The organism is Nocardia amamiensis, from assembly GCF_015477605.1.
Classification (GTDB): Bacteria; Actinomycetota; Actinomycetes; order Mycobacteriales; family Mycobacteriaceae; genus Nocardia; species Nocardia amamiensis_A.
Genome location: NZ_JADLQX010000008.1, coordinates 117,676 through 138,560, shown reverse-complemented (window position 1 = coordinate 138,560; position 20,885 = coordinate 117,676). Strand labels below are relative to the sequence as shown.

24 protein-coding genes are annotated in these 20,885 nt (G+C 66.9%); 12 read left to right on the top strand and 12 right to left on the bottom strand.

What is annotated here, in order from left to right; all coding sequences use genetic code 11:
* Positions 1-124 precede the first annotated feature (124 nt).
* Positions 125-544: a cold-shock protein gene (locus IU459_RS13405; protein WP_195129928.1), complete on the bottom strand. Its 420-nt coding sequence runs from the start codon at positions 542-544 to the stop codon at positions 125-127.
* Between the two features lie 188 nt (positions 545-732).
* Between IU459_RS13405 and IU459_RS13400 the strand changes: the two genes are divergently transcribed.
* Complete coding sequence (locus IU459_RS13400) at positions 733-975, top strand: hypothetical protein (protein ID WP_195129836.1); 243 nt, start codon at positions 733-735, stop codon at positions 973-975.
* Positions 976-1,380: 405 nt separating this feature from the next.
* Complete coding sequence (locus IU459_RS13395; RefSeq protein WP_195129835.1) at positions 1,381-2,028, top strand: resuscitation-promoting factor Rpf1 domain-containing protein; 648 nt, start codon at positions 1,381-1,383, stop codon at positions 2,026-2,028.
* Positions 2,029-2,107: 79 nt separating this feature from the next.
* On the opposite strand, the gene IU459_RS13390 is transcribed toward IU459_RS13395, so the two are convergent.
* Positions 2,108-2,296: a hypothetical protein gene (locus tag IU459_RS13390; protein WP_067472218.1), complete on the bottom strand. Its 189-nt coding sequence runs from the start codon at positions 2,294-2,296 to the stop codon at positions 2,108-2,110.
* A gap of 108 nt (positions 2,297-2,404) precedes the next feature.
* On the opposite strand from IU459_RS13390, the gene IU459_RS13385 reads away from it, so the two are divergent.
* Positions 2,405-4,699, top strand: a complete 2,295-nt coding sequence (locus tag IU459_RS13385; RefSeq protein WP_195129834.1) for a helicase-associated domain-containing protein — start codon at positions 2,405-2,407, stop codon at positions 4,697-4,699.
* Here the strand turns inward: IU459_RS13385 and IU459_RS13380 are convergent, their stop codons facing one another.
* Positions 4,700-5,230, bottom strand: coding sequence for an LppU/SCO3897 family protein (locus IU459_RS13380; protein WP_195129833.1), 531 nt, complete (start codon positions 5,228-5,230; stop codon positions 4,700-4,702).
* A 292-nt stretch (positions 5,231-5,522) separates the two neighbouring features.
* Between IU459_RS13380 and IU459_RS13375 the strand changes: the two genes are divergently transcribed.
* Positions 5,523-6,350, top strand: coding sequence for a hypothetical protein (locus IU459_RS13375; protein ID WP_195129832.1), 828 nt, complete (start codon positions 5,523-5,525; stop codon positions 6,348-6,350).
* 10 nt (positions 6,351-6,360) lie between these two features.
* On the opposite strand, the gene IU459_RS13370 is transcribed toward IU459_RS13375, so the two are convergent.
* The 4 genes from IU459_RS13370 to IU459_RS13355 all read right to left on the bottom strand — a co-directional run bounded on the left by IU459_RS13370 (position 6,361) and on the right by IU459_RS13355 (position 10,903).
* Positions 6,361-7,770: a M1 family metallopeptidase gene (locus tag IU459_RS13370; RefSeq protein ID WP_195129831.1), complete on the bottom strand. Its 1,410-nt coding sequence runs from the start codon at positions 7,768-7,770 to the stop codon at positions 6,361-6,363.
* Positions 7,771-7,843: 73 nt separating this feature from the next.
* Complete coding sequence (locus IU459_RS13365; protein ID WP_195129830.1) at positions 7,844-8,482, bottom strand: LysE family translocator; 639 nt, start codon at positions 8,480-8,482, stop codon at positions 7,844-7,846.
* Positions 8,483-8,534: 52 nt separating this feature from the next.
* Entirely contained in the window at positions 8,535-9,203 is a 669-nt protein-coding gene (locus IU459_RS13360) for a DUF3239 domain-containing protein (protein ID WP_195129829.1), read from the bottom strand.
* Positions 9,204-9,244: 41 nt separating this feature from the next.
* Positions 9,245-10,903 carry a DNA repair helicase XPB gene (locus IU459_RS13355; RefSeq protein WP_195129828.1) on the bottom strand — a complete coding sequence of 553 codons (1,659 nt, stop codon included), beginning with the start codon at positions 10,901-10,903 and terminating at the stop codon, positions 9,245-9,247.
* A 402-nt stretch (positions 10,904-11,305) separates the two neighbouring features.
* Between IU459_RS13355 and IU459_RS13350 the strand changes: the two genes are divergently transcribed.
* The 3 genes from IU459_RS13350 to IU459_RS13340 are packed head-to-tail and all read left to right on the top strand — an operon-like array spanning position 11,306 to position 13,354.
* On the top strand, positions 11,306-11,605 hold the full coding sequence (locus IU459_RS13350) for a hypothetical protein (RefSeq protein ID WP_195129827.1): 300 nt from the start codon (positions 11,306-11,308) through the stop codon (positions 11,603-11,605).
* Entirely contained in the window at positions 11,602-12,813 is a 1,212-nt protein-coding gene (locus IU459_RS13345) for a DUF6973 domain-containing protein (RefSeq protein WP_195129826.1), read from the top strand. The genes IU459_RS13350 and IU459_RS13345 overlap by 4 nt, the downstream gene beginning before the upstream one ends.
* A 25-nt stretch (positions 12,814-12,838) precedes the next feature.
* Positions 12,839-13,354 (top strand): hypothetical protein, encoded by a 516-nt coding sequence (locus IU459_RS13340; protein WP_195129825.1) that lies wholly within the window; start codon positions 12,839-12,841, stop codon positions 13,352-13,354.
* A gap of 96 nt (positions 13,355-13,450) precedes the next feature.
* On the opposite strand, the gene IU459_RS13335 is transcribed toward IU459_RS13340, so the two are convergent.
* Positions 13,451-13,714: a hypothetical protein gene (locus IU459_RS13335; protein WP_195129824.1), complete on the bottom strand. Its 264-nt coding sequence runs from the start codon at positions 13,712-13,714 to the stop codon at positions 13,451-13,453.
* A gap of 1,009 nt (positions 13,715-14,723) precedes the next feature.
* On the opposite strand from IU459_RS13335, the gene IU459_RS13330 reads away from it, so the two are divergent.
* Complete coding sequence (locus IU459_RS13330; protein ID WP_228837851.1) at positions 14,724-15,740, top strand: hypothetical protein; 1,017 nt, start codon at positions 14,724-14,726, stop codon at positions 15,738-15,740.
* 41 nt (positions 15,741-15,781) lie between these two features.
* Here IU459_RS13330 and IU459_RS13325 read toward each other — a convergent pair whose 3' ends face one another.
* From IU459_RS13325 to IU459_RS38460, 3 genes are read right to left on the bottom strand one after another with little or no spacing between them, the layout of a single operon-like run.
* Positions 15,782-16,093, bottom strand: coding sequence for a helix-turn-helix domain-containing protein (locus IU459_RS13325; RefSeq protein ID WP_195129822.1), 312 nt, complete (start codon positions 16,091-16,093; stop codon positions 15,782-15,784).
* A complete protein-coding gene (locus IU459_RS40065) occupies positions 16,086-16,301 on the bottom strand; it encodes a type II toxin-antitoxin system RelE/ParE family toxin (protein ID WP_369123094.1) in 216 nt (71 codons plus the stop codon). The genes IU459_RS13325 and IU459_RS40065 overlap by 8 nt, the downstream gene beginning before the upstream one ends.
* Positions 16,217-16,456 (bottom strand): hypothetical protein, encoded by a 240-nt coding sequence (locus IU459_RS38460; RefSeq protein WP_228837850.1) that lies wholly within the window; start codon positions 16,454-16,456, stop codon positions 16,217-16,219. The genes IU459_RS40065 and IU459_RS38460 overlap by 85 nt, the downstream gene beginning before the upstream one ends.
* A gap of 196 nt (positions 16,457-16,652) precedes the next feature.
* Here IU459_RS38460 and IU459_RS13315 point away from each other — a divergent pair, with 196 nt between their 5' ends.
* The 4 genes from IU459_RS13315 (at position 16,653) to IU459_RS13300 (ending at position 20,152) form a co-directional block, all read left to right on the top strand.
* Positions 16,653-17,297 carry a LysE family translocator gene (locus IU459_RS13315; protein WP_195129821.1) on the top strand — a complete coding sequence of 215 codons (645 nt, stop codon included), beginning with the start codon at positions 16,653-16,655 and terminating at the stop codon, positions 17,295-17,297.
* Positions 17,298-17,535: 238 nt separating this feature from the next.
* Positions 17,536-17,781 carry a hypothetical protein gene (locus tag IU459_RS13310; protein ID WP_195129820.1) on the top strand — a complete coding sequence of 82 codons (246 nt, stop codon included), beginning with the start codon at positions 17,536-17,538 and terminating at the stop codon, positions 17,779-17,781.
* Positions 17,782-17,854: 73 nt separating this feature from the next.
* Positions 17,855-19,057 carry an NAD(P)/FAD-dependent oxidoreductase gene (locus IU459_RS13305; protein WP_195129819.1) on the top strand — a complete coding sequence of 401 codons (1,203 nt, stop codon included), beginning with the start codon at positions 17,855-17,857 and terminating at the stop codon, positions 19,055-19,057.
* Positions 19,058-19,255: 198 nt separating this feature from the next.
* Positions 19,256-20,152: an RNA polymerase sigma-70 factor gene (locus tag IU459_RS13300; protein WP_195129818.1), complete on the top strand. Its 897-nt coding sequence runs from the start codon at positions 19,256-19,258 to the stop codon at positions 20,150-20,152.
* A 22-nt stretch (positions 20,153-20,174) separates the two neighbouring features.
* On the opposite strand, the gene IU459_RS13295 is transcribed toward IU459_RS13300, so the two are convergent.
* On the bottom strand, positions 20,175-20,534 hold the full coding sequence (locus tag IU459_RS13295) for a helix-turn-helix domain-containing protein (protein WP_440446489.1): 360 nt from the start codon (positions 20,532-20,534) through the stop codon (positions 20,175-20,177).
* Positions 20,535-20,885 lie beyond the last annotated feature (351 nt).

The following is a 20,885-nucleotide window of genomic DNA, read 5'->3' as shown; positions in this document are numbered from 1 at the left end:
ACACTCGAGCACACGGCACCGCTCCGAATTTCGAGCGAAGCGAGACCCGGAATTACCCGGCTCGCGTCCGAGTGGCCGCTGCGTCCGCGACGAAGTCGCAAGCGGCGGTTGCCCGGACGCGAACCTAGTGGTCCAGTTCGCGCGCCACGGCTCGGACGACCTCCGAGATGCGCTGCGCGGTCTTGCGATCCGGGTACTTGCCCTTGCGCAGGTCGGGCTGCACCTTCGCCTCGAGCAGGGTGATCATGTCTTCGACCATGCCGTGCAACTCGTCGGGGGTGTGCCTGCGGGCAGGAGGTTCCTTGCGCGCGTTGCGTTCCTGGCCCTGCCGGACCGACGGCGGCGCCTCCAGCAGCTTGAGACTCAGTGCCTGGGGGCCGCGACGCCCCGCGGCCATGCCGAACTCGACGCGCTGCCCTGGCTTGAGGCCCTCGACGCCCTGGGGCAGCGCGGACGAGCGGACGTAGACGTCCTCACCCTCGTCCTGGGAAAGGAAGCCGAAGCCCTTTTCGACGTCGTACCACTTCACCCTGCCGGTCGGCACTGCGCTCACCCGTTCATCATCGAAAACTCGGACCCCTACGGCCCGAGCACATCCGTCTGCCGGTCCGGTCCCGCGACCGGCCCTTTTCCTGTGCGAAAAGAACGCGCCCAGCACGATTGCGGGACGCGATTGCTATCGAGTCTACCCCGGCAGCAATAACGCAAGCACATCAGTTTTACCGTCGAGCCGTGACGAACTCTTCCACTCCGACTCCTTCCAGGGGCGCGCCGCGGCGCCGTGGCGATTGGTTGCTGCGGCTCGCGCTCTGCCTGTTCGCGCTGGGATTGCTGGCGATCGTCGCCATCTTCGCGACCCCGATACTGACCGACGGCGAGCCGGGGCTGTGGCTGTATTTCGGCGCCCTGCTCGCGCCGCTCGGGTTCCTCCTCGCCCTCGTGTTCGCGCTGCGTTCCGGCCGGAGGTCACGCTGAACCGGAGGTTGCGCCTCCGGCGCGCCACACCGGTCACCCGGCGCGATCGTTACCCACGCAGGGGTGTGATCCTCGTCACATTACGAGAGGATCACGGGCCGATTACGGCGCATCACCGCCGCGACGGCGGTTCCTCTAGCTGCAGCAAGGCGCTTTACGGTGCTCGAGATCGGGTCGAGACCGGTCCGTACACGCCGGTTACCAAATAGTGATTTTTCCCGCGGTTCGTCGTACCGTCTTACCCAGCCGGGACACCCGGCAACCACCGGCCCGCCGCACCGAACCTTGCCCCGCGGGTACCGGACCCCGACGCAAACGTAAGGGGCGAGGGCGGAACGGACGACCTCTCAGTCCGAACCCGAACCGAAGACGTCGCAGGTGCGCCGAGAGGAAGACGAACCCGATATGAGTGGACGCCATCGCAAGCCAAGCTCGACCGGCCGCACGGTAGCCAAGGTTGCCGTCACCGGAGCCATCATCGGCACCGCCGGTGTGGCATTCGCAGGCAACGCCAGCGCGGCACCCGACTCCGACTGGGATCGACTCGCTCAGTGCGAGGCCGGCGGCAACTGGGGTATCAACACCGGCAACGGTTTCCAGGGCGGGCTGCAGTTCTCGCCGAGCACCTGGCGCGCCCACGGCGGCCAGGAGTACGCCGCCTCCGCCAACCAGGCCAGCCGCGAACAGCAGATCGCGGTCGCCGAAAAAGTCCTCGCCTCGCAGGGCTGGGGCGCTTGGCCCTCCTGCTCGTCCAAGCTCGGCCTGAGCAGCGCGCCGACGCCGCGCACCGCGCCCGCCACCACCGAGACCCCGAATTGGACCCCAGCGCCGCAGGCCGCTCAGTCCGCGCCGCAGGCTCAGTCCACGCCGCAGGACAGCACCCAGCAGCTCTTCACCGCCGTCGACCGCGCTCTCGAGGTGGTCCAGGCCCAGGGCGTGCAGGTGCCCAAGGAAGCCCTCGACTTCCTCAACGCCGCCAAGTCGAGCGGAGTCACCCTCGACCCCGCGATCGTGAACTTCTACGAGGCGAACAAGGGCCTGCTCCCTTCCTGACCGCCACGCTTGTGCAGAAGGGCCCCGCATCAACGAGGATGCGGGGCCCTTCTCCGTTGTCGCGAACGTTCCGGCGCGCTCAGCGGTTGATCACCGTGTTCGGGTGCATGTAGGGCAGCTGCTCGGCAGGGACCGGAAACTCGGTGTCCTCGCCGTAGGGCGAGAGACCACCGGAGCGGGCCGAAGAGAGCTCGGTGACCGCATGGTCACCGTCGCCGACCTTCGGCCAGCCGTTGTCGACATAGGGTTTCTTCGATTTGTTCACCACGGCCCCATTCTGGCACGGCCGCCGGTGTCCACGTGGTGCAGCCCGCAGCGTGCACCTGTCCCGTCCTGACCTGGGCGGGCGGTCGGCAGGCACCGTAGGCTGGATCGGATGACCGCGACCGACTCCCTCGCCGGATGGCTCGGTGGCCGCAGTGATGCCCAGCTCGTCACGCTGTTGCAGCTTCGGCCGGACCTGGCCGTGCCGCTGCCCTCCTCGATGGCCGTGCTCGCCGCCCGCACCGAGCAGCGCGCCTCGGTGCTGCGCGCCACGGAAAACCTGAACACACTCGAATTCGCCATCCTGGAAACCCTTGCGCTGCAGGGCGTGCGCACCCCTGGCGATGCTCCGCCGCGCAGTGCAGACCTGCACGTGCAGCTGAGCGAACGGGTGCCGGCCGCCGCGATCGACGAAGCGCTCGAGCGCCTGACCGCACGCGCACTGGTATGGCTCGACGACGAGCAGCGGTGGCGTCTGATCCCTGCGGCCGCCGAGGCCCTGCCGTGGCCGATCGGCAGCGCGACCGAGATTCCCGACGCACTCACCGAACCCGAGGTGGTCGCCGCCCTCGCCGAGCTCGCTCCTGCCGAACGGGCCCTGCTGGACAAGCTCGCCACGACCGGCCCACGCGGGCGCACCAGAGACGCCGCACCGGGCACTCCCGCCGATCGCCCCATTCAGCGGCTGCTCGCGAGGAGGCTGCTGCACTGGATCGACGACGAGACCGTCGAACTGCCGGTCACGGTCGGCCAGGTGCTGCGCCGGGAACCGATCACCCACCCCCATGCGCTGACCCCACCGCAGCCGCGTCCGACGAAACAGGCACCCGCCGAGGTCAACGCCGTCACGGCGGGCGAAGTGGGTGAGCTGCTGCGGCACTGCGCCGACGTGCTGGAGGTACTCGGCCAGACGCCCGCCCCGGCTTTGCGCGCAGGCGGACTGGGTGTGCGGGAGCTGCGCCGCATCGCCAAGCAGGCCGGCGTCGACGAGCCGAGGGCCGGTTTGCTGGTCGAACTGCTGGCGGCGGCGAAACTGCTGGAGAAGGGTTTGCCGGACCCGCCACCCGACTTCGATTCGACCGAGGACTTCTGGGCGCCGACCCCCGCGGTCGACGCATGGCTCCAGGCGACGCCCGCCCGGCGCTGGGCCACCCTGGCGCTCACCTGGCTCGACTTGGACCGGATGCCATGGATGATCGGCATGCGCGATGCCAACGACAAGCCGCTGGCGGCGCTGTCGCTGGAGCTGCGCACACCACAGGCACTGCACGACCGGCGCGCGATCCTCAGCCTGCTCGCGGAATATCCGTCCGGCACAGCGCTGGACCCGGCGGACATCGGCCGGGTGCTGGCGTGGCGGCAGCCGCGCAGGCGGCGCAATTTCCGGCCGGAGGTGATCGAGCAGACCCTGGCCGAGGCCGCGGCGCTCGGTTTCGTCGGCCGCGGCGCGCTCGGCTCACCGGCGCGGGCACTGCTGCGCGGGGCGGCGACCAACGTGACCGACGCCGAGGCGGAGATGGAGGCGGCGCTGCCGGAGCCGGTCGATCACGTGCTGGTCCAAGCGGATCTGACGGTGATCGCCCCCGGGCCGCTGACCACGGACCTGCAGCATGGCATCGCCCTGGTCGGCGACGTCGAATCGGCCGGTGCGGCAACGGTGTATCGGATCAGTGAGTCCTCGGTGCGCCGCGCCCTCGACTCCGGCATGACCGCGGCGGAGCTACACGCCTTGTTCGCCAAGCATTCCCGGACGCCGATCCCGCAGGCCCTCACCTATCTGATCGATGACGTGGCGCGGCGGCATGGTCAGCTGCGGGCGGGAATGGCACAGTCGTTCCTCCGCACCGACGACCCGGCGCTGCTCGCACAGGTGTTGTCCGCGCCGGTGGCGAGCGCGCTGGCGCTGCGATCCATCGCGCCGACCGTCGCCATCGCCCAAGCACCGCTGAGCGAAGTACTGGAACAGCTGCGGGCGGCCGGTTTCGCGCCCGTGGGCGAGGATTCGGCGGGCGCGATTGTCGATCTGCGCCCGCGTGGCGCACGTATCGCGGTGCGACCGGCCGCGCGGCAGCCGTATCGCCCGACGCCGCCCAGCGCCGAGCAACTGGAATCGCTGGTCGCGGAACTACGCGCGGGCGAACGTGCCGCGAGCGCACGATCAGGTCACGCGGTGCGCCCGGACGGCACCCGGACCAATACCGCGGCGACCCTGGCCCTGCTCCAGCTGGCGGCGCGGGTGCGGCGGTCGGTGAACATCGGCTACGTCGATGCCCAGGGGGTCGCCACGCAGCGGGTGGTCGAGCCGTTGAAGGTGGGCAACGGGCAGTTGGACGCGCTGGACCCGGTGACCGGCGCGGTCCGGCACTTCACACTGCACCGGATCGCGTCGGTTGCCCTGTTGGAGTGATCAGTTCTTCGGCTTGGCCGTGCAGAAGGTCGCCTTGGGGTCGGTTTCGATGACGCGGAAGCCGTCGGCATCCGCACCGCACAGCAGTTCGTCTGCCTCACCGTCGATCCGCTTCACCACGCGGAAGGTCGCTTCCGCGGAACCGCAGTCGACGTGCTTGTACCCGGTCGCGCTGCTCTCGTTGTAGCAGCGGCCTTCCTTGAAGTTCGGCGCCAGGCACAGGAAGGCGGTGGTGCCACCGCCCACGGTCTCCTCGTAGGAGGTGTAGTCGGCGGCGCAGTCGGTCTTCTTGTCGTAGGACTGCGCGACCTTGTACACGGCCTTGTCCGACGAGCAGTCGACCGGCTCGGTCTTGGAATCGACCGCCGAGCCCTCGATGACGTTGATGCAGTCGCCGACCTTGGCCTTGGCCGTGTCGGACTTGCCCGCGTCCTCGATCAATGAACATCCGGCAACCGTGACCACCACCGCGGCCACCGCGACGAGGGCGAGCACAATGCGTGCCAGCAGCCTCGCTCCTGGAACCTTCACCTGTAAACCTCTCTCACCGAACACGTTCACCGGTCGTGAACGCGGTGAGGATACCCGCCCGACCACGGCGGCCGCATCAGCCGGATGGGTATCCAACCGCGGCACGGCGGGCTACATGTACAGCCCGAGGAGCCCTAGGAGGGACAGACCGATGATGTTCGGCACCAGACGGCCGAGCAATTGGAACGCAGAGTAATTCACTAGCAATGCCTTTCGCATTTCACCGGCTGGACCTTTGTCCAGCATGCGGTTTGTGTCGCTGCGCGAGACCGAGTCGTTACGCTTGGTCGGTATGACGGTCCAGGACGTCGCGAACGACCTGTACGGATTGGCTCCCGCCGAGTTCGTCGCCGCTCGCGCGGATCGCGTCGCAGCGGCGAAGGAGGCGGGCGACAAGCAGCTCGCGACCGCGATCGGCAAACTGCGCAAACCCACCCTGTCCGCGTGGACGGCGAATCTGCTCGCCCGCGCGGCGCCCGACGACGTGGAAGCCCTGTTGCGGCTCGGCGCGGCGCTGGCCGCGGCACAGCGAGAGCTGTCCGCCGAACAGCTGCGCAGCCTCACCGCCCAGCGGCAGCAGCTGGTCAACGCGCTGGCCAAGAAGGCGGGCGCGCTGGCCGCCGAACACGGGCACCCGGTGGGCGATGGCGTCGTGCGGGAGGTCGGCCAGACATTGACGGCCGCCCTCGCCAAACCAGACGTGGCCGAGCGGCTGCGCACCGGAACGCTCGCCACGGCGGCGAGCTACGAAGGCTTCGGGCCGAGCGGGCCGAATCTGCTCGCGGTGCCCGAACCGGCGACACCGCGCCGGGCGCCGACGGAGCCGAAGGCGGACGACAGTGCGCGCCGAGAACTGGAGGAGGCGCAGGAAGCACTGGAATCCGCCCGTGCGGAGCGGGATTCGGCGCAATCAACGCTCGACGACGCAACGCGGGCACTGTCCGACGTGGACGCGCGCGTCGCCGCGTTGCGCGACGAACTCACGCATGCCGAAGAGCAGCGGCAGTTCCGCAAGTCGGCCGAGCGGTCGGCGAAGGAGCACCTGCACACCGCACAACGCCAGCTGGATCGGGCCGAACGCAGGGTGACGAAAGCGCGCCAGCGCGTCGCCGACGCCTGATAACCCGCACTCAGTCCCGCAGTGCCTCCGGGAACAAATACTCCTCCGGCGGCGGCTCGGTGCGGTTGAGCCACGCGTCGAAGAAGCCGGTCAGGTCCATGGGCGACCTGGACTGCACGAAAGCGCGGAACTCCGGCATGGAGGCATTGCCGTAGGCGTGTGCCGCGAGGAAGTCGCGCACAGCGGAGAAGAACACCGCGTCGCCGATCTGCTTGCGCAGCGCGTGCAAGAAGATCGGGCCACGGTAGTAGACCGAGGTGAATTCGTAACCGGCACCGGGGTTTTCCAGCGGAACGCGCCAGAACTTCTCATTGTCGCGGTACTTGCGGATGGTTTCGCGGTAGTTCTCGTCGACGTTCTCGCCTTCGATCCGCTCCGGCCACAGGTAGTCGGCGGTGTAGCTGGCGAAGCACTCGTTGAGGCAGATGTCCGACCAGTGGCGCACCGACACCCAGTCGCCCCACCACTGGTGCGCGATCTCGTGTACGACGGTCTGCAGGTCGCTCTTCGGCGCGTAGATGGGGCGGGTCTGGGTTTCCAGGGAGAACTCGATATCGGCGTCCAGGTAGATGCCGCCGGCTGTCTCGAACGGATATGGGCCGTAGAGGTGTTCGGTGAAATCGAGGATCTCCGGCAGCCGCTGCTCGATCTCGCGATGACGGCCTTCCGTGTTCGGCGCGAACGCGCTGATCAGCGGGGTGCCATTGGCACGGCGCTGCTCGAGGTAGTCGAACTTGTCGATGGCGACGGTGGTCAGATAGCCGAGCACCGGCTTGGCGGTAACCCAGCCCACCGTCCGCTTGTCATCGCGCACCACGTTCGCGGTTCGCACACCGGTGGACACCACCTCCCATTCCGCAGGGACCGTAGCGTGCAGCTCGAACGTGGCCTTGTCCAACGGGGTGTCGTTGAGCGGGTACCAGCTCGTCGCCGAGTGCGGCTCGCCCGCGACGAACGCGCCCCCGCTGGGCGCGAAGGTCCAACCCTCGCCCTCGGTGTCCACAGCTGGGCCCGCGTAGTCGACGGTGACGACGAACGGCAGGCCGGGCAGCAGCGGAAGCAGCGGCGTCACGGTCAACTCGTGCTCACCGTTGCGGTCGAACGCGGCGGGCAGGCCGTTCACCGACGCCATGCGCACCTCCGGCCCGGCGAAGTCCAGGTTGAACGTGCGCAGCGCCTGGGTGGCGGTAGCGAAGACGGTGGTGGATCCGGTGAGCAGGCGGCTCGGCGGGTCGTAGTCGATGCCGACGCGGTAGTGCCGCACGTCGTAGCCGCCGTTGCCGTCCAGCGGGTAGTAGGGATCACCCAGGCCGGGCGCGCCGACGAGCGGGTCCGCGGACGAGTCGGCGTTCGCGGGCGGCGACGACGCGGTGACGAACGCGCAGGCGACCGCGGCGCACATCCAGCCGGACAACCTCATACGAACGACCACCCCTCTGCAACCCCACCTCTTTTCGATGCCGACGCACCGACCTCGCAGGATGGTAGACGCTTCAGTCGGCGCTGCCGGTCAACGCCACCGACGCGCCGACACCGAAGATCATCACACCGCCCGCGCCGCCGACCGCCTCCAGCCTGCGCGGCGACCGGGCGAACCAGGACCTGGCCGAGGCGGCCAGCAGTGCCCACGCGCTGTCGGACACCAGCGCGATAGCGAGGAAGACCGTGCCCAGAAGCAGGAATTGCCAGGACAACGAGCCGCCGGCCGGGTCGGCGAAGTGCGGCAGCACCGCGGAGAAGAAGACGATCGCCTTGGGATTGGTGAGCCCGACGATCGCGCTCTGGCGCAGCACCCGCGCATTGGTCGCCGGTTCGACCGGGGCGCCCAGCGCCGCCTGCAACGCCCCGCGCTGGCGAACAGCTTGGATTCCCAGATACATCAGGTACACCGCGCCCGCGAATTTCACCACGGTGAGCGCCAGCGCCGACGCCGTGAGCAGTGCGCCGAGCCCGATCGCGACCAGGACCAACGCGACGTAGACACCCGCGGCGTGCCCGAGCACCGAGAACAGCGCCGCTCGCCGGCCGAGGGTGAGCGCGCGACCGACGGTGAACAGCACGCCGGGGCCCGGCACCACGATGATGACGACTGCGGCGGCGATAAATGCCAGCAAATTGGACGCTGGGACCATCTTTCGAGTGTAGGCATACCCGCAACCGGAAACCGGGAGTTCGCAGCCGGATTCAGGACCCGAGCTCACCCGGCAGCTGGTGCGGATCGAGCAGCAGTCGTTTCGTGGCGGTGCGCCGCACCTTGTCGGCAAGCGCGAGATTGTCGGTGAGCAGCCGCCACTCGACCTCGCTGATCGCGGCGCGGGCGCGTTCGATGACCGAACCGTCGGTGGTGCCCCACGCGATCGGCATGGCGCTCACCGACTGCCAGCGCTCGCCCACCTGCCGCGGCGCCCGGTCCGTGCGCACCGCCACCGAGGGCACCCGCTCGCCCGCCTTGGCCTTGTGGCCGGGCAGCGTGCGGACCTTTCTGGTGACCAGGGCGTAGCGAGGGTCCCGCGTTTCCGGCGTGGACACATCGACCAGGGCGAGGAGCACCACGCCGGACGGATAGGTCTCCGAGACCACCGCCGGAACCAGCGGGCCGTCCGCGTAGAGCTTGTCGATGCTGGAATGCCGCGGCGTCCACAGCGCCACCCACAGCGCGGTCACCGCGCCGAGCGCGAACGCGACCGCGAGCAGATACGCCCAGGTGTGGTTCAGCCAGATCAGGAACGCCGTTCCGGTCGCCGCGACCACCGCGGCGGCGATCGCCATGAGGCGCAGGCGTCGAAGGTCGGCGAAGACTTCGTTGACCGCGTGGGCGTGCCTGCGGTCCACCGCGAATTCGAAGCGTCGCACGCACTCATTCCTAGCACAGCTTGCGGAGGAATTGCCTCCGCTTATCCGATGGCGGGGCCGAGCAAGTCGTCGGCATCCGTGATGCGATAGGCATACCCCTGCTCGGCGAGAAAACGCTGGCGATGTGCGGCGTATTCGGCGTCGAGGGTGTCGCGGGCGACCACCGAGTAGAAATGGGCCTGGCCGCCGTCGTGCTTCGGCCGCAGCAAGCGGCCGAGGCGCTGTGCCTCCTCCTGGCGCGAACCGAAGGTGCCCGAGACCTGCACGGCCACCGACGCTTCCGGCAAATCGATGGAAAAGTTCGCGACCTTGCTCACCACAAGCACCGGGATCTCCCCGCGCCGGAACGCGTCGAAAAGTTCCTCGCGGTCTTTGGTTTTCGTCGAACCCTGGATCACCGGGGCGTCGAGCGCGGCGCCGAGTTCGTCCAACTGTTCCAAGTAGGCGCCGATGACCAGGCTCGGCGCGTCCTGATGTTGGGCCAGAATCGACTCGACCACAGCGATTTTGGTGTGCGCGGTGGAGCACAACTTGTAGCGCTCCTCCGGCTCCGCGGTCGCGTACGACATTCGTTCCGCATCGGTCAGCGTGACCCGGACCTCGATGCACTCGGCGGGGGCGATCCACCCTTGGGACTCGATGTCCTTCCACGGCGCGTCGTAGCGCTTCGGCCCGATCAGGGAGAACACGTCCCCTTCGCGGCCGTCCTCGCGGACCAAGGTCGCGGTCAGGCCGAGGCGGCGGCGGGACTGGAGATCGGCGGTCATCCGGAAGACCGGGGCGGGCAGCAGGTGGACCTCGTCGTAGATGACCAGGCCCCAGTCGCGGCTGTCGAACAGTTCCAGGTGCTTGTACTCGCCCTTGGTGCGGCGGGTGATCACCTGATAGGTGGCGATGGTGACCGGGCGGATCTCCTTGCGTTCGCCGGAGTACTCGCCGATCTCGTCCTCGGTGAGCGAGGTGCGCGCGAGCAGTTCGCGACGCCACTGCCTGCCCGCCACCGTATTGGTCACCAGGATCAGCGTGGTCGCCTTCGCCTTGGCCATCGCCGCGGCGCCGACCATCGTCTTGCCCGCGCCGCAGGGCAGCACCACCACACCGGACCCGCCCGCCCAGAACGAGTCGGCCGCCATCTGCTGGTAGTCGCGCAGATGCCAGCCGTCGGTCACGTAGTCGAGTTCGATCGGGTGGGCCTCGCCGTCGACGTAGCCGGCGAGGTCCTCGGCGGGCCAGCCGATCTTCAGCAGCATCTGCTTGATCCGGCCGCGCTCGGACGGGTGCACCACCACGGTGTCGTCGTCGATGCGGGTGCCGAGCATCGGCGCGATCTTCTTGTGCCGGAGCACCTCCTCCAGCACCGCGCGATCCAGGCTGACCAGCGTCAATCCGTGCGCAGGATGCTTGACCAGCTGCAACCTGCCGTAGCGCGCCATGGTGTCGACCACGTCGACCAACAGTGGCTGCGGCACCGCGTACCGGGAGAAACTGACCAGCGCGTCCACCACCTGCTCGGCATCGTGCCCCGCCGCCCGCGCGTTCCACAGCGCCAGCGGCGTTACCCGGTAGGTATGCACATGCTCCGGCGCCCGCTCCAACTCGGCGAACGGCGCGATCGCCTGCCGCGCCGTATCGGCCAACTCGTGGTCGACCTCCAACAGCAGCGTTTTGTCACTCTGCACAATCAGCGGACCGTCGGTCACAGTCCCTCCTCGTATCGATTCCCCGCCATTCTCCCCGATCCCCCTGACAACCCCGCAGGTTACCGGGCCCTTCTCGGCGGTGGGCGGGCATGGCAGCGATTGGGTGTAACAACGGGAGGGCGCGATACCTTCCCTGACGACCAGCAACCGTGACGGTGTGAGGGAGGCAGCGAACCGACTTCGTCACTGTCGTTGGCTGGCCGCGGTCGAGGACCACCGGATAGTGACCGCTATTCCCAGTGGCCCGGGCGCGCACCGCATGAAAACACTGGATGGGCAGAATCGTTGTGCTGGTTGGCATTTGCTCACAGCGACAATCAGCGGACTCCGCCCGCCCGCACTGGTCGGTGCGGTGGCTGGGCCAGTAGCATGGCTACAAATCTGCCAATGGAGGGGGGCGCGGTGAGCGAACTCGAACTTGATCCGGACAAGACACGCGAGATGGCCGGGATAGTACGTGGCCACGCCGACACCATACGACAGTTGAAACCGCTGGCCAGGGACGTCGTCGCGGTCAAGACCATGGAAAACTCGCAGGTCGCAGACTCTGTCGACCAGATCGCTGCGGCGCTGAACGACGTGGTGGACTACCACGCGAAGCAACTGAGCGACTTCGCCGACGTCACGGACACTGCCGTAGTCGAGTTCGTGAACCGTGACCAAGCCTGGGCCACCGGTCTTCGGGAGGCAGGTCAGCGATGAGCGGTGGAAGCTACACGACGCCTCTGACGGTGCCGATGGTCCTGTCCTGGGATCCACGCGCCACAATCGCCATCGCCAACGCGTTCAAGGACGCGGCGCTGCGGATCGATGAGCAGACACACCAAGCGGCATCACGCATCGACATGTCATATACCTATTTCAAGGGGTCAGTCGCCGATTCTGCCCGCAATCGAGCGGCTGAGGATCGGGACCATGCTCGGCGGACCAAGCAGGTTCTCATCGATATCCAACAGCAGGTTTACATTCAGATCGATGCGATCGTCGGCTACATCGATGTGATCAAGGACAAGAAGGCTGAAGCAGAATCCGCCAAGTTTGATTCCTTCGTCAGAGACAACGGCGGAGTTGACTCCAGGATGTCCAACACCGAGGTACTCATGAAGTACGGTCCCACCGGCCTCGTAGAAAAAGAAGGGCTCGAACTCTACCTGACAACACAGATTCGGGCTGCGTTGACAGCTATCCAGCAAGCCGATCTGCAAGGCGCGGAGAAGATCAAGCGGCTACTGGAAGATCTTTCACCGGAAACGCAGCGCGGAGTCACCAAAATGCCTCAAGACCCAAGTCTCGCCGAAGTCCTTACGAAATTCCAGACTGCTCCGTCGAGTGCGCCAGCCACGTTGTGGCCATCCGGCTTCATCCTCGACCGCATCCGCGCAGTCCGTCCCGACTTCCAACCGATCCTGATGACGCCTGAGGAGATAGCGCTCCTCTCGTCACGGATGGCCCGGCCAGGAACCAACGCAATCAGTGAGATTACGGACTTCTTCGAGATCAAAGCCCAAGCCGAGGCCGCCGCCAAGAAGACTTACCCGCATCCGGAAGAGAACGCCCTCAACGATGGCCATGGCGATGCATTCCGGCACATGTACTGGAACGCGCTGATGACACAGCGGTACGGCGCGGAGTGGACCGAGAATTACGGCACCGCGCACGAAGGACTGGGCGCGAACCCCCCAGCGCGAGAAGCGATGGATCTGCACAACAACTCGATTGGACGACAGATCGCCATCGACAATCCGAATTCTTCACCAGAAGAGCTACAGCGATTGATCAATCAACGAATCCAAAATGGAGGTGCGATCGTGCTCGACCCGGACGGCCAGGTCGCATGGAGCAACCAGGTCGAAGTGGAAGAAAACGGGCACCCTGCGCGTGCTGACATCCCACTTCCGGCTGGTCGGTGATCCCGTGCGTGCTTTACTTCAAATCATGGCGGTAACAGGGTGCCTGCTGGCCAGTGCGGCGTGCTCGCCGTCGGATGACCGCAACGAGGCTGCTGCGCAGTGCGCGGCGACCTTCGACCTGAAGTCGCGGGCCGAGCCTCTGGGCTCTTCCGACGAGTTGGAGCGCGTCATCCGCAAATTGGCCGCGCAACCCGGAACGTATTCGCTGCGGACACTGACGGAAGCCGCGGGGTGGGCTGGCCAGTGGGATCGCCTAGTCATGGCATCGTCCGGTATGCCGGCGGAGAGGCTTAGCTCGGTAGCAGGAACCCCCGGATACTGCTGGTCCAACCTCCCCAGCTTCAAGTTCGACTACACCGTCCACAATTTCTACATCTTCGTCGCAGGCTCCACCCCTATCCAGGCGATTCACAACTTGCAGGGGTCCGAGCTATTCCGACGCGTGCACAGTGGCGATGTTCTCCAGCCGGATTCCAGCTTCCAATCCGTTCAGCCACCGGGCCACCTCGGACAGCCGTATCTGGAATTGGCGCAGGGCTAATCGACAGCCCCTGGTTGGCCAAAGCCCCACTCGAAGCAATAGACGATCGGCGCCGCGCTCTCGCCGAAGCGGCCGACGCCGGAGGCGTTTCTCCGATCATGACTCGAGGTAGAGACGTTCGCATGGGAGGCGAGGAAGGCCCTCCGGACCGTCCGGAAAGACGTCCACCGCGTCGCCGTAGTGGGCCGCCCGCCACTCCTTGACGAATGCGTGTGCGGCCGTGGTGCAGGCGGCGAATTCGAGGTGCAGGCCGTGCCAGAACACACTGAGGCGGACATCGGGCTCGGTCGGTCTGGGAGATGTGTTGGCGTCAGCGGGTTCAGCGCTGCCCATCACCGACCTATGCCTGGATTCAGACATGCGCCGCCGCCCTCGGGGGCTTGCCTGGCCCAGCACACGCTCGAATGGCGTCGACCACGACCAGACCGGATGGGCGAAACGGGCAGTTCGGCGGTTCGACCCACAGCCGCAAATGCGCGGATCGCTGGTCCGGGCTCGGCAACGCAATCGTGCCTCCGGTCCGGACGATCGATACATTCAGCCGATACAGTTCCGCGAACAGTCGCACCTCGTCGGGCAGGTCGGGTCTGGTGAGGATGGTCCACCGCCTCGACCGTGGGTGCGACATTATCGGGCCAACGTTCGGATGCTGTTGCCGCATATGTTTTCTGACCGCTGCACCGAGCGGGGCGGGCATGACGATCCCCCACACGTGCGTTGCGCGCATGATGATCCTGCCCATGCAGGGCGGGTCGATGACTGCGGGCAGGTCACACACCTGCCGGTAGTAGTTGACGCGGGACAGTGGCGTGTCGCCAAAAGCTATGTGGTCCATAGGAAAGACCTCTGCTTGTATCGTTGGCCTTGGGTGCGCCCGTCACCGCCATCCCCCTGAAATGGTCCCCGGAGATGGGACAGAACCTCTCGACCGGACGCGTATTCAGCACACACCTTCGAGTTGCCGAGAGTAAGGTCGCAGCGGGTGTTGAAAGGTGGTGGATCGCCCGGTTCCGGTGACGAAATGGCAGGTCTGATGGACAGTCCGAATATGCACCTTTCCGAGTGGTTGACCCGGTCGGGTTGGAGTCGTGGAGAACTGGCGCGTCGCGTGCGTGCCCTGGCGATCGAATGGGGTGAACCCCAGATCAGACCGGACACGTCGAGCGTGCGCCGCTGGGTGGACGAGGGAGAGCAGCCCCGCCCGCCGGTTCCGGCGATTCTCGCTGACCTGTTCTCCAAACGTTTCGGCTACCGAGTGACGACATACGATCTCGGCCTGGGCGACGCGTCGACCGTTGACCGTGCACTCGTCTACCACCCATCGTGGACACAGACAGTCGAAGCAGTCGCAGACCTTGGGAGGGCAGACGTGGATCGTAGGAAATTCCTGACCACGGCGTCGTTTGCGGCCGTCGCGGCCATCGGACCGTCCCGGGACTGGTTGCTCAACACGCTCGACCAACTTCCCGATGAACGGCAACGGGTGCGTCTCGAGGATGTCACCGCCGTGAAGAACATGTTCGGCACGTTCCAAGAGATGGACATCTTCCAAGGTGGCGGCTCAGGCCGCCTCGTATTGGCGGCGTACATGAACGAGCATGTGTACCCGCTGCTGCGACGAACGCACAGCGAGGAAGTCCGTCTAGCGCTGTACAGCGCAGCAGCCGAACAGACTTATCTGCTCGGCTGGATGGCGTTCGACAACGGTGAGCACGGTGCCGCGCAGCGATACCTCATTCAGGCACTCCGCCTCGCGGAAGAGTCGCGCGACACCGCGCTCGGAGCTCACGTGCTTGCGGGGATGGCCGATCAGGCGACGCTGCTGGGGCATCCGCACGAAGGCCGACGACTCGCCCAGGCCGGTCGCCAAGGTCTGTCGAAGGTGAACGCTCCCGCTTGCCTTGCGGACCTGTGGACGCTCGAAGCGCGGGCGCTGGCAGCCATGGGCGACAAGTCCGGCGTCGCGCATGCCATCAACGCCGCAGAGCGCGCCTTCGCCGTTGTCGAATCCGACCGAGAGCCGGAATGGGCGCGGTTCATCGATCAGGCGTACATCTGCGGCGAGTGGGCGAACGCCTTTCGTGATCTCGGACAACCGGACGAAGCCGAACCGCACGCGCGCCGGTCCATCGCCTACGCCCGCACGCAGAACCGGGCGCGGCGCGGGGCGCTGTCTCATGCCGCCTTGGCAGTCGTGCATATGCAGAAACGGGACCTCGAAGCTGCCCACGCAGCCGGAGTGCGGACGCTGGACCTCTCCCGCAGGGTCAAGTCCTCGCGCTCGGTGGAAGCCGTCCGCGACGTACAGCAGCGCATGATGGCGTTCGGAGCACATCCACTGGTCGCCGACTTCAACGAACGGGCACGAACGCTACTCGCGGCATGACCGCCGACGAGGGCGGGCTTTCGTGCTGTTGGAGCGATCCGTCAGGCCGCGTCGCCCTTCTCGAATCGGGCGACAAACCGCAACTCGAGTGCGTAAGCCAGCCTCTCGAGCATGCCGATGGTGGGCGTGCCGCCACCGGATTCGAGCCGCGAAACATCCGGCTGGCGCAGCCCGGCACGCTCGGCCAACTGCGTCTGCGTCAGTCCGAGTTCCAAGCGACGTTCCCGAATAGCGTTGGCGAATTCAATAGCCAGTCGGGCCTCTTCGCGGCCGGCGTTGTACTCGGCGGCGTTGAAGTCAGAACGATCAACTCGCTCCCGCCGCAGCTCGTCCATCGACTTGTGGTCAGCCATCGCCGGTTACCTTTCTATCGAAACTGGTTCTGGCGTAGTCATGTTCGGCCTCGCACACCTTACGGAGAGCCTTTGCCCGCTCCACCTCCGCGGCTTCCCGCATCCGAGTTTTGCGGAAAACTGTCAGCAGGACCACCCGTCGCCCAGGCGCGAGCCAGTAGGTGATGCGCATCTCCAGTGGGTGCAGGTGGAACCGTAGTTCACGCACACCGTCGCCGAGGTTGCGCGACCATGGTTCACCCAGGTCTCCGCGTTTTCCGCGAGCATGCCCACGTACACATCGACGCGACCGAAATCCTTGTCCGAGAGCGAGCGCAGCCACTCGACCACCTCCGGCTCGATCTCGACCGCGTACAGGCGCATAGCATCAATCCTATATAGAATGAATCCTATATACAAGCCGCTGTGAGCGAGGCAAAACCAGCCACATTGATGGGCTTCATCGACGCTGGCAGCGATAGGTGTGACACTGCAAGGGCGCGATGCCCTCCCCGGACGACGACCAGCAACCGTCAACTGGACCGAGACGGCGGGGAACGGGCAGGTGAGGATCGGGGGCATGATCGAGATGGCGGCGGTGGTGGGGGTTGCGGTGGCGGCGTTGGGGATGGTGCTCACGCCGGGGCCGAACATGATGTATCTGGTGTCGCGGACGGTGTCGCAAGGGCGGCGGGCCGGGCTGGTGTCGTTGGGTGGGGTGGCGGCGGGGTTCGGGGTTTATCTGGCGGCGGCGACTGCTGGGATCACGGCCGTGTTCGCGGTGGTGCCGGGGCTGTATCTGGCGGTGAAGCTGGCGGGGGCCGCTTATCTTGGGTGGCTTGCGTGGCAGGCGTTGCGGCCGGGTGGGGTTTCGGTGTTCGCGCCCGCGGCGCTGTCGGCCGATCCGACGCGACGGCTGTTCACGATGGGGCTGGTCACCAATCTGCTGAATCCGAAGATCGCGATCATGTACATGGCGTTGATTCCGCAGTTCGTGACGCCGGAGCACGGCAAGGTGTGGTTGCAGAGCCTGTGCCTGGGGGCGGTGCAGATCGCGGTGGCGCTCACCGTGAACGGACTGATCGTCCTCGGTGCGGGCGGCCTCGCGACCTTCCTTACCAAGCGGCCCCTGTGGTTGCGCACGCAGCGCTACATCACCGGCACCATGCTCGGCGCCATCGCTGCCCTGCTGGCTACCGACCGCACCCGCCCCGCGCCCGCCTGAACGGCGTCGAAACGCACAACATGGCGAAGTGCTCGGCGGCGGCTTCCTCCTCGTGACACACGGCGGCGCGGAACACCGAATACCGAATGGCGGTCGATGTCTGGTGATGTCGCGGCCGATGAGGTGGCGGTGAGGACAGCGTCGCGGTGTTCAGTCGGACCGGCCGACGAGCGTGCCCTGGCGATTGTCGGCCGAATGGTCGTGACGGCCGAAAGTGCGGTCACCGCAGGCCCGCCAGGTGCTCGGCGACCGGATCGCCGACGATCGCAACGCCCAACTGGCCGCCCAGACCGTCGTGCCGGGCATTTTCGACGTCACCGCCCTGTGGCTGCGCCGTGAACTCGACGTCGACCGCGATCAATTCATCGAATTCATCGTCGCGATGATCATCACCGGCTCGACCATCACCGACGCGGTCTCGCCAAAGCCTGATCAGACGTGGCTGGGTGCGAGGGCGCACCCGCGGACGAACCATGCGGAGTGATCTACCTCATAGACCTGTCACAACAATCGACGACGCGGTGTCTCCATGCCGACTCTCGAACGAAGGAGACACCATGACCGAGAACATCACCGAGGTTGTCGTGATCGGCGGCGGATACGCCGGAGTGATGGCGGCCAATCGGCTCACGCAGCGCGACGACGTGAGGGTGACCCTGATCAACCCGCGCCCGAACTTCGTCGAGCGGATCCGCCTGCACCAGCTGGTGGCCGGGACCCACGAAGCGCTCGCCGACTACGGAAAGGTCCTGAGCGAGCGCGTGCTCTTGGTCGTCGACACGGTGACACGGATCGACTCCGACGGGCGCAGCGCGAAGTTGGCGGGCGGCGGCGCGGTGAGCTACGACTACCTGATCTACGCGGTCGGCAGCGGCAGCGTCGACCCGCGCGTGCCCGGAGCCACCGAGTTCGCCTACCCGATCGCCACCATCGAGGATGCGCAGCGGCTGCGGCCGGTCCTCGGCGCCACGCCCGACACGGCCGCGGTGACGGTCGTCGGAGCCGGTCCGACCGGTATCGAGATCGCCGCCGAGCTGGCCGAGCAGGGCCGCCACGTCACCCTGGTGTGCGGCGGAGTGCTCGGCCCGTACCTGCACCCTCGCGGCCGACGCGTGGTCGCCGAGCGGTTGGCCAAGCTCGGTGTGATCGTGCTCGAAGGCGGCGAGGCGAAGGTGACGGCGGTGACGCGCGACACCGTGGAGCTGAGTGGCGGCCACACACTGCGGAGCGCGGTCACCATCTGGACCGCCGGTTTCGGTGTGCCGGACCTGGCCGCGCGGAGCGGGCTGAGCACCGACGCCGCGGGCCGTCTGCTCACCGACGAGACGTTGACCAGCGTGGACGATGAGCGGGTCGTCGCGGCGGGCGATTCGGCGGCACCGTCGGGTCTGCCGTTCCGGATGGGCTGCCAGTCCGCGGTCCAGCTCGGCCCGCAGGCCGCCGAGACGGTGCTCAGCCGGATTGCGGGCAAGCAGCCCGCGACCATCGACGTCGGGTTCGCCGGCCAGTGCATCAGCCTGGGCCGTAGCGCCGGCATCTTTCAGGTCTCCGACAAGCACGACACCGCCAACAAGCATTACCTCGGCGGCTGGCCGGGCGCGAAACTCAAGGAGCTCATTTGCTGGAGCACCGTCTGGCAACTCGGGTACGAAGCGCGCAAGCCCGGTAAGCGCACCTGGTGGACCAAGGACGACAAGCGCCAACAGCTGCTGCAGGCCAAGGGTCAGGAAGCGTCGACCGCCGCCGACCGGGCAGCATGAGGTGATGTCGGTGGCAGATCCGGTCGCTGACGAGCGAATCGATACCGCCCGTCGTGTGGCGGCGCCCGGATTGCAGGGCACCGCCTCACGCGCGCGTTCCTCGGCGATCCGCGAGCAACGGATCGTCGCCTCGGCGTGTCACAGCCGTGCGCCGGGCGGTGTCTCACTCTCGACGGCTACCAGCAAAAGAGGACCGAGATGAACGACCGTGCCACCAATTCGGCGACCGATATTTTCGTCGCCCACCGCAACCTGCTCTTCACCGTCGCCTACGAGATGCTCGGATCGGCGGCCGACGCCGAAGACGTCCTCCAGGAAACCTGGCTGCGCTGGGTGGAGGTCGACATGGAGGAGGTGAGCGACAAGCGCGCCTACCTGGTCCGGATCACGACCAGACAAGCTCTCAACCGGCTGCGCACCATGAAGCGCCGCAAGGAGGCATACGTCGGCCCCTGGCTTCCCGAGCCGCTGCTCACCACACCGGACGTGGCCGAGGACGTCGAGCTGGCCGAGAGCATGTCGATGGCGCTGATGCTGGTGCTCGAGACGCTCTCACCCACCGAGCGGGCGGTTTTCGTACTGCGCGAGGTCTTCGACATCGGCTACGACGAGATCGCGACCGCCGTCGACAAGAGTCCTGCGGCGGTCCGCCAGATCGCGCACCGCGCCCGTCGGCACGTCGACGCCCGCCGCCCCCGCGAGGTGGTCGCCCCGAGCCAGACCCGAGCGGCTCTGGAGTCGTTCCGGCGCGCGCTGGACACCGGCGACCCTCGAGACCTGCTCGATGTCCTCGCCCCGAACCTCGTCCTGATCACCGACGGCGGCGGCGTCAAACGGGCCGCGCTGCGGCCGGTCCTCGGCGCCGAGAGGGTGGTCCGCTACCTGGTCAACGCCATCCGTAAGGCCGAAGTCACCCTCACCACCGAGCCCACCATGGTCAACGGCAGCCCGGCACTCGCTCTCCGATTGGACGGCGAACTCGACGGTGTCATGACGGTTCGCGTCGAGGACGGCCGCATCACCGGCATGTACTACGTCCGCAACCCGGAGAAGCTGACCCGCATCGAAACCGAGACCCCACTGACCCTGCGCTGAACACCACGTCACGAATCGAAGCTCAGCTGTCCGGGTCCGGTGCGGGCGGCTCTTGTCGCGAGAGTTCAGCGTTGAGTTCGAGGGCGTCGGCGAGCTGGTCTTCGAGGACGATGATCCGGCACGCCGCCTCCAGCGGTGTGCCCTGGTCGACCAGCGCGCGGACCCGGGCGGCGATACGCAGTTGGTAGCGGGAGTAGCGGCGGTGCCCGCCCTGCGAGCGCTGGGGTGTCAGCAGTTCGGCGGCGTCGAGGCCGCGTAGGAAGGCGGGGGTGACGCCGAGGATTTCCGCGGCCCGCCCCATGCTGTAAGCGGGGTAGTCCTCGTCATCGAGCCGGTCCGCGGCACTGGAGCCGCTGGCGGGGTTCGGGTCAGGTTGTTGCACAACACCTCTCGGGGGTCAACGCCGCCAGGCCCCGGCGCACTGTGCGCCCGGGGCCCGGGATCGAGGGGGTTTTGATTTCAATTCCATCCACCGACCCGCAGAGTCGGCATCGAACACCGCGCCCGACACTTCTTCCTGGGCGCGGAGGGTATTGATAACTGTCTCAGCGACCACCTCCCGGATCGACGGACATGCCTGCGGTATTTCGTCATCCCCTCCGGCGGCCCGGCCGACTGCACCAGGTTCTCTTCTCCGCCGGAGGGGATGGTGAATCTTGCTTCCGGGCAGTTCACCTGCCCGGCCAACCAGACTTTGCATCTCCAACGACAGCGACTGTATACCGTATCTTCC